The organism is Streptomyces sp. NPDC059850, assembly GCF_042731515.1.
GTDB lineage: Bacteria > Actinomycetota > Actinomycetes > Streptomycetales > Streptomycetaceae > Streptomyces.
Map to the genome: position 1 here is coordinate 1 of NZ_JBHWJI010000044.1, position 9,506 is coordinate 9,506.

Below are 9,506 nucleotides of genomic sequence, written 5' to 3' on the forward strand. Positions count from 1 at the left end.
TGCCGCACCGTCCGCGTGCGGGCCGGAACGCCCTTCGGGCGTGTCCTCAATCGCCGGACGGGCTTGATTTGCCACACCTGGGCTTCCAAGTGCCACGTCCGGGCGCTCAAGCGCCGCATCCGCCCGGGCTTGGGGTGCCGCATCCACCCGGGCCTTGGGGGCCGCGTCCGGGCGTTCGAGGGCGGCAGCCAGGGGCAGCACTGCGTACTTCGGGGGCTCCGCGCCCCCGTCCACCGCAGCCGCCAGCGTGTCCAAGTCCGCGTACGTGTCGAACCTCTGCGGCAGGTCGAGGACAACGGGGCCCAGCAGCGCGCACCGGCCCGCCGCGCCCGTGGCCGACACCTCGGGCCACTCCAGGCGGTACAGCGACTCCTGGCGCGCGCCACGGATCTGCTCTGTGGCCACCGGACGCAGCACCAGCGAATCCACCGACAGCACAGCACGACCCGCGCCATCAGCCACCGCCAACGACACCGCGTCCGTACCAGCAGAAGACAGCCGCACGCGCAGTACTGACGCGCCCACCGCGTGCAGCGATACGCCCGACCAGGAGAAGGGGAGCCGGGCCCCGTCCTCGCCCTCGATCAGGCCGCCCAGGCCTACCGCGTGCAGCGCCGAGTCCAGTAGCGCGGGGTGCAGACCATACGAACCCGCCTCCGCACGCACGTCCTCCGGTAGCTCCAGCTCGGCGTAAATGTCATCGCCCAACCGCCACGCGGACGTCAGCCCACGGAACACCGGGCCGTACTCCAGCCCAAGCCCCGCCATGCCCTCGTACAAGCCATCCAGCTCGACCGGCGTCGCACCCGCCGGGGGCCATACCTCCAGGTCAGGCGACCCGGACGACGTGCCCTCCGCCAACGCACCCGAGGCGTGCCGGACCCACGGCTCATCATCAAGCCGCGAGTACACCTCGACCGACCGGCGCCCAGCGCTGTCCGCCGCGCCGACCGACACCTGAAGCTGAACGCCACCCACCTCAGGAAGCACCAACGGCGCCTCCAGCGTCAGCTCCTCCACCAGATCGCACCCGACCTGGTCACCGGCGTGAACCGCCAGCTCGACAAAGGCCGTGCCCGGTAGCAGCACCGAACCCATCACCACGTGATCGAGCAGCCACGGATGCGTCTGCACCGACAACCGCCCGGTCAGCAGCAGCCCATCACCGCCCGCCAGCGGAACGGCGGCCCCCACCAACGGATGGTCCACGGTCGCCAGCCCCAGCCCGGCCGTACCGCCCAGGGCCGACGCCGACAGCTCCGGCCAGTAGCGCTCGTACTGGAACGCGTACGTCGGAAGCTCGACCCGCGCGGCACCCGTACCGGCGAAGACGGCGTCCCAGTCCACCGCCACGCCACGGACGTACGCACGCGCGACGGCGGCCGTCAGCGCCTCGGCCTCGGGGCGGTCCTTGCGGCAAACGGCGGCGAACGCGGCATCGTCGCCGGTCACACACTCCTGCGCCATCGCCGTGAGTACACCGTCCGGACCCAGCTCGACGTAGGTGGTGACGCCCTGCGCTTCGAGGGTGCGCACACCATCTAGGAAACGGACCGCCTCGCGGACGTGGCGCACCCAGAAATCGGCCGTCGCGATCTCCTCGGCGGAGACGACATCGCCGGTCAGGTTGGAGACGATCGGGATACGCGGAGCCTCGTACGTCAGACCCTGCGCCACCTCGCGGAACGCATCCAGCATCCCGTCCATGCGCGGCGAGTGGAACGCATGGCTCACCGTCAGCCGCTTCGTCTTCCGACCCTGCGCCTCGAACGACGCCGCAACCTCAGCAACAGCGTCGTCGTCACCCGCGATGACCACGGACGACGGCCCGTTGAGGGCGGCAATGCTCACCCGGTCGGTGAGCAGCGGCAATACCTCATCCTCCGACGCCTGGACGGCGACCATCGCGCCACCGGCCGGAAGCTCCTGCATCAGACGGCCACGCGCCGCCACCAATGTGCACGCATCCGCGAGGGAGAGCACGCCCGCGACGTGCGCGGCGGCCAGCTCACCAATCGAATGCCCGGAGAGGTAGTCGGGCCGCACACCCCACGCCTCGACGAGGCGGAACAACGCCACCTCGATAGCGAACAGCGCGGGCTGGGTGTAGCCGGTCTGATCCAGCGCTGCCGAGTCATCCCCGAACAGGACCGTCTTCAGGGACGTTTCAAGGTGCCCGTCCAGCGCCTCGCACACCGCATCCAGGGCAGCGGCGAACACCGGATACGTCTCATACAACTCACGCCCCATCCCCAGCCGCTGACTCCCCTGCCCCGCGAACAGGAACCCAACCTGCCCGCCCGCCACCTTGCCCTCAACGAGCCCCGCAGCACCGCGACCCTCCGCCACGGCCTCCAGACCGGCCAGCAACCCATCACGGTCCTCGGCCACAACGGCCGCGCGGTGATCGAAGGCGGAACGGGTGGTCGCGAGCGAATAGGCGAGGTCGACGGGGCGCAGCTCGGGGCGGGTGTCCACGTGTACCCGCAGGCGCTCGGCCTGTTCCCGCAGCGCGGCCGCGCTGCGGCCGGAGAGCACCCAGGGCAACACCGGCACGGCCGCATCGACAACGGCGGCCGCCTCGACCACCGGCGCCTGCTCGATGATCGTGTGCACATTGGTGCCGCTGATGCCGAACGACGAGATACCCGCCCGGCGCGGACGGCCGGTCTCCGGCCACTCCATCCGCTCCGTCAGCAGCGACACCGCGCCCGCCGACCAGTCGACGTGCGGCGACGCCTCGCCCGCGTGCAGGGTCTGCGGCAGCACCCCGTACCGCATGGCCAGCACCATCTTCATCACGCCTGCGACACCGGCAGCGGCCTGCGTATGGCCCATGTTCGACTTGATGGACCCCAGCCACAGCGGGCGGTCCCCATCCCGGTCACGGCCGTACGTGGCCAGCAGCGCCTGAGCCTCGATCGGGTCGCCCAGCGTCGTCCCCGTACCGTGCGCCTCGACCGCGTCCACATCGCCGACCGATAGTCCGGCCCCCGCCAGCGCCGCCCGGATCACCCGCTGCTGCGACGGACCGTTCGGCGCCGTCAGACCATTGGACGCACCGTCCTGGTTGACGGCCGAGCCACGTACGACCGCCAGCACCGGGTGGCCGTTGCGCCGCGCGTCCGACAACCGCTCAACGAGCAGCATGCCCGCGCCCTCGGCCCAGCCCGTACCGTCCGCGTCCGCCGAGAACGCCTTGCAGCGGCCGTCGGCGGACAGGCCGCCCTGGCGGCTGAAGCCGATGAAGGTGGCCGGGGTGGCCATCACCGTCACACCACCGGCCAGGGCGAGGGAGCACTCCCCCGCCCGCAGCGCCTGCATGGCCCAGTGCAGGGCGACCAGCGACGACGAACAGGCCGTGTCCACCGTCACCGCCGGGCCCTCCAGGCCCAGGGCGTACGCGACCCGGCCGGAGGCGATGGAGCCGGTACTGCCGGAGCCGATCGCGCCCTCGCCACCACCATCGGGTGCCTGCTCCACGACCGTGGCGTAGTCGTGGTACATGACGCCCGCGAACACACCGGTCTGGCTGCCGCGCAGCGACGCGGGGTCGATCCCGGCCCGCTCGAACGCCTCCCACGACGTCTCCAGCAGCAACCGCTGCTGCGGGTCGGTGGCGACGGCCTCGCGCGGCGAGATGCCGAAGAAGGTGGGGTCGAAGTCGGCGGCGTGGTGGAGGAAGCCACCCTCGCGGGTGTACGAGGTGCCCGGGTGCTCGGGGTCCGGGTGGTAGATGGTGTCCAGGTCCCAGCCACGGTCGACGGGGAAGCCGGAGATGGCGTCCTGGCCGGAGGCCAGCAGCTGCCACAGCTCCTCGGGGGTACGTACCCCGCCCGGGAAGCGGCAGCTCATGGCGACGATGGCGATCGGCTCATCGTCGACCGCGCCCACGGTCGATGCCGGGGCCGTCAACTGGGCGTTGGTGCCCGCCAGTTCTGCCCGAAGGTGTTCCGCCAGGACGAGGGAGGTCGGGTAGTCGAATACCAGGGTGGCGGGGAGCCGCATCCCGGTGGCCGCGTTCACGCGGTTGCGCAGCTCGACGGCGGTCAGCGAGTCGAAGCCCAGGTCACGGAAGGCGCGCTCGGGGTCCACGGACTCGGCGGAGCCGTAGCCGAGGACGGCGGCGACCTGCGTACGGACCAGGGTGAGCAGCAGAGCGAGCTGTTCGGCCTCGCCGAGCCCGGCCAGCCGCTGTGCCAGCGCGCCCGTCCCGGCCGCCGCACCCTCGGCCGTACGACGCACCGATGTCCGCACCAGCCCGCGCAGCAGCGGCGCCACCACACCCGACGACGCGGCCTCGGCCCGTACCGCCGCCAAGTCCAGCCGTACCGGCACGAGCAGCGCTTCGTCCGCGCCACGCGCCGCGTCGAACAGCTCCAGCCCCTCGGCGGCCGACAGCGCCTGCACACCGCCCCGGCTCATCCGGGACACATCGGCGTCGTCCAAGGCGCCGGTCATCCCGCTGGCGTCGGCCCACAGGCCCCAGGCGAGGGATGTAGCGGGCAGGCCCTGCGCTCGGCGGTGCTGTGCCAGCGCGTCCACGTACGCGTTCGCCGCCGCGTAGTTGCCTTGGCCTGCGCCGCCGAAGACGCCGGAGGCGGACGAGAACATCACGAATGCCGACAGGTCGAGGTCTGCCGTCAGCGCATGGAGGTTCCAGGCCGCGTCCACCTTTGGGCGCAGGACGTGCGCCACGCGCTCCGGTGTCAGGGAGCCGATCACGCCGTCGTCCAGCACGCCCGCCGTGTGGACGACGGCTGTCAGCGGATGCTCAGCCGGAACCGATCCCAGCACCTCCGCCAGCGCGGTGCGGTCTGCCGCGTCGCATGCGGCCCAGCGGACCTGGGCGCCCGCGTCGGTCAGTTCCGCGCCGAGTTCCGCAGCGCCGGGGGCGTCTGCGCCGCGACGGCTCAGCAGCAGGAGCTGACGTACGCCACGTTCCGCCACCAGGTGGCGCGCGAGCAGGCCGCCGAGCGTGCCGCTCGCGCCGGTCACCAACACTGTGCCGCCCTCGGTGCCGAACTCCGGCGGAGCGGCGTCCGCCACGGCCCGCGCCAGGCGTGGCGCCCGCAGTGCCCCGTTTCGTACGGCCACCTGGGGCTCGCCCGAGGCCAGCGCGCTCGACACCGCCGTACGCGAGTCAGCCTCGCCGTCGATATCGACCAGCACGAACCGGTCCGGGTTCTCCGACTGCGCCGAGCGCACCAGGCCCCATACGGCGGCGTGGGACAGGTCGGTCACCGGATCGTCCGTGGCGGCGGCGATGGCGCCCGAGGTGAGGATGACGAGCTTGGTGTCCGCGAAGCGGGCGTCGGCCAGCCACGTTTGGAGCAGGGTGAGGGTGCGGGTGGTGGCGTCGTGTGCGGCTTGGGTGGAGTCTTCCCTCACCCCGCCCCTTCCCGAACCCATGGGCTCCGCCCCTGGACCCCGGTCCTCAAACGCCGGACGGGCCGTAGATGCCGCACCGTCCGCGTGCGCGCCGGAACGCCCTTCGGGCGTGTCCTCAATCGCCGGACGGGCTTGATTTGCCACACCTGGGCTTCCAAGTGCCGCGCCCGGGCACTCAAGCGCCGCATTCGCCCGGGCCTTGGGGGCCGCGTCCGGGCGTTCTAGGGCGGCAGCCAGGGGCAGCACTACGTACTTCGGGGGCTCCGCACCACCGTCCACCGCAGCCGCCAGCGCGTCCAAGTTCGCGTACGTGTCGAAGCGCTGCCCGCCCGCCGACGACAGGTCCAGGGTGTCGGGGCCCAGCAGCGCGCAGTGGCCCGCCGTGCCCGCAGGCGACACCTCGGTCCAGTCCAGGCGGTACAGCGACTCCTGGCGCGCGCTACGGATCTGCTCTGTGGCCACCGGACGCAGCACCAGCGAATCCACCGACAGCACAGCACGACCCGCGCCATCGGCCACCGCCAACGACACCGCGTCCGTACCAGCAGAAGACAGCCGCACGCGCAGTACTGACGCGCCCACCGCGTGCAGCGATACGCCTGACCAGGAGAAGGGGAGCCGGGCGCCCTGGCCGTCTTCGATCAGGCCACCCAGGCCTACCGCGTGCAGCGCAGAGTCCAGCAGCGCGGGGTGCAGACCATACGAACCCGCCTCCGCACGCACGTCCTCCGGCAACTCCAGCTCGGCGTAAATGTCATCGCCCAACCGCCACGCGGACATCAGCCCACGGAACACCGGGCCGTACTCCAGCCCAAGCCCCGCCATGCCCTCGTACAGGCCCTCTACCGGGAGCGGCTGGGCGCCCTCCGGGGGCCATACGCCCAGGTCGAAGGCGACAGAAGACGGCGCTCCCGAGCCCAGGACGCCCGTGGCGTGGCGCTCCCACACCTCGTCCACGGCCGCGTCCTCGGACCGCGAGTACACCGTCAGCGCGCGCCGCCCCGACGCGTCGGGCGCTGCCACCGACAGTTGCAGCTGAACGCCGCCCACCTCGGGAAGCACCAACGGCGCCTCCAGGGTCAGCTCCTCCAGGAGGTCGCATCCCACCTGGTCACCCGCGCGGACCGCCAGTTCCACAAAGGCCGTGCCCGGCAACAGCACCGAACCGGCCACCGTGTGGTCCGCGAGCCACGGGTGGGTGTCCAGGGCGAGGCGGCCGGTGTAGAGGAAACCGTCGGTGTCGGCGAGCGCCACGGCGGCGCCCAGTAGGGGGTGGTCGGCGGCGCCGAGACCGGCGGACGCCACGTCGCCCATCGGGTATCCGGCGTCCAGCCAGTACGTTTCGCGCTGGAAGGCGTACAGCGGCAGGTCGGCGCGTGTGGTGTCCGTCCCGGCGAACACCGCGTTCCAGTCGGGGGAAACGCCGCGTACGTGCGCCTGCGCGAGGGCGGTGGCCAGGCAGTCGACCTCGGGGCGGCCGGTGCGCAGCGCGGAGACAAGGGTGGCGTCGTCACGGGTCAGGCAGTCCTGTGCCATGGCGGTGAGGACACCGTCCGGGCCCAGTTCCACGAACGTCGTGACGTTACGCTCCTCCAGCGTCCGCACGCCATCGAGGAACCGCACCGCCTCGCGGACGTGGCGCACCCAGAAGTCGGCAGTCGTGATCTCCTCGGCGGAGACGACATCGCCGGTCAGGTTGGAGACGATCGGGATACGCGGAGCCTCGTACGTCAGGCCCTCGGCCACCTCCCGGAACGCGTCCAGCATCCCGTCCATGCGCGGCGAGTGGAACGCGTGGCTCACAGCGAGCCGCTTCGTCTTTCGGCCCTGCGCCTCGAACGATGTCGCGACCTCAAGCACCGCGTGCTCGTCACCCGCGATGACCACCGAACCCGGCCCGTTGAGGGCGGCAATGCTCACACCACCACCGACCAGCGGCAGAACCTCATCTTCCGAAGCCTGCACGGCGACCATCGCCCCGCCCGCCGGAAGCTGCTGCATCAGACGGCCACGCGCCGCCACCAATGTGCACGCATCCGCGAGGGAGAGCACGCCCGCGACGTGCGCGGCGGCCAGCTCACCGATCGAGTGGCCGGACAGGAAGTCAGGCCGCAGACCCCACGCCTCGACGAGGCGGAACAGCGCCACCTCCACCGCGAACAGCGCGGGCTGGGTGTAGCCGGTCTGGTCCAAAACCGCCGCGTCGTCCCCGAAGAGAACGTCACGAAGGGGCCGCTCAAGGTGCGGGTCCAGCTCCGCGCACACCGCATCCAGGGCAGCGGCGAACACCGGGTACGCCTCGTACAGCTCACGCCCCATCCCCAGCCGCTGGCTCCCCTGCCCCGTGAACAGGAACGCAACCTTTCCGCCCGTCACCTTGCCGTCGAACAGCCCGGGCGCGGGCTCCTCACGGCTCAGCGCGTCGAGGGCCCGGACCAGGCCCTCGCGGTCGTCGGCGACGATCGCCGCGCGGTGGTCGAAGGCCGCCCGGCCGGTGGCCAGGGAGAACGCAACATCAGAAGAAGGGAGTTCGGGGTGGGCGTCCAGGTGAGCGCGGAGGTTCGCGGCCTGGGCGCGCAGCGCGGGCCGGGACTTGGCCGCGACGGTCCACAGCGGCAAGGCAACCGCAGGGGTCCCGGCCTCGGCAGCGTCGTCCTCGGCGGCGGCAGCCGGATCCGGCGCCTGCTCCAGGATGGTGTGCGCGTTCGTGCCGCTGATGCCGAACGACGACACGGCGGCCCGGCGCGGCTGCCCGGTGTCGGGCCACGCACGCGCCTCGGTGAGCAGCGAGACGGCGCCCGCCGACCAGTCGACATTCGACGTGGGCCGGTCGACGTGCAGGGTCTGCGGAACGACCCCGTGCCGCATCGCCATGACCATCTTGATGATGCCCGCGACACCGGCGGCGGCCTGCGTGTGCCCGATGTTGGACTTCACCGACCCCAGCCACAGCGGCTGGTCCTCGGCCCGGTCGCGCCCGTACGTGGCGAGCAGCGCCTGCGCCTCGATGGGGTCGCCGAGCGTCGTCCCCGTACCGTGCGCCTCGACCACGTCGATCTGCCCGGCGGAGAGCCGGGCGCCGGACAGGGCCTGGCGGATGACGCGCTGCTGGGAGGGGCCGTTGGGGGCGGTGAGGCCGCTGCTCGCGCCGTCCTGGTTGATGGCGGAGCCGCGTACGAGGCCGAGCACCTGGTGGCCGTTGGCGCGGGCGTCGGACAGCCGCTCCAGGAGCAGCATGCCCGCGCCCTCGCCCCAGCCGGTGCCATCGGCGGCGTCCGCGAACGACTTGCAGCGGCCGTCGACGGCCAGCCCGCGCTGACGGCTGAACTCGGTGAACGTGCCGGGGGTGGCCATCACCGTCACACCACCGGCCAGCGCGAGCGAGCACTCGCCACGCCGCAGCGCCTGCGCCGCGAAGTGCAGCGCCACCAGCGACGACGAGCAGGCCGTGTCGATGGTGACGGCCGGGCCCTCCAGGCCGAAGGTGTACGCCACCCGCCCGGACGCGATGGACCCGGAGCTGCCGTTGCCGAGGAAGCTCTCGACGTCCTCGGGCGCGGTGAACAGCCGGGACGCGTAGTCGTGGTACATGACGCCCGCGAACACACCGGTCCGGCTGCCCTTGAGCTGTACGGGATCGATCCCGGCCCGCTCGAACGCCTCCCACGACGTCTCCAGCAGCAACCGCTGCTGCGGGTCCATGGCCAGCGCCTCACGCGGCGAGATGCCGAAGAACTCCGGGTCGAACTCGGCCGCGTCGTGCAGGAAGCCGCCCTCCCGGACGTACGGCTCCTGGCCGCTGTCCGGCTCCGGGTCGAAGAGGACGTCCGTGCCCCAGCCACGGTCGGTGGGGTACGGCGAGGCCGCGTCACCGCCACGCGCGACGAGGTCCCACAGCTCCTCGGGCGTCCGCACGCCACCCGGGTAGCGGCAGCTCATCGCCACGATGGCGATGGGCTCCTGCTCGCGCTCCTCGACCTCGCGCAGCCGCCGCCGCGCCTCGCGCAGGTCGGTGGTGGCCCGCTTGAGGTAGTCGAGGTACTTCTCTTCGTTCGCCGTCGCCATTACGCCGTCTCCGCGGTGCTGAGATGAGTCCGAAAGCTCTTGTGGAGCCG

General features: G+C 72.0%; 1 protein-coding gene. It reads right to left on the bottom strand.

What is annotated here, in order from left to right:
• Positions 1–9,456, bottom strand: a 9,456-nt coding sequence (locus ACFV9T_RS29895; RefSeq protein WP_385445552.1) for a type I polyketide synthase, incomplete at its 3' end; no start/stop codon positions are given.
• Positions 9,457–9,506: the final 50 nt, after the last annotated feature.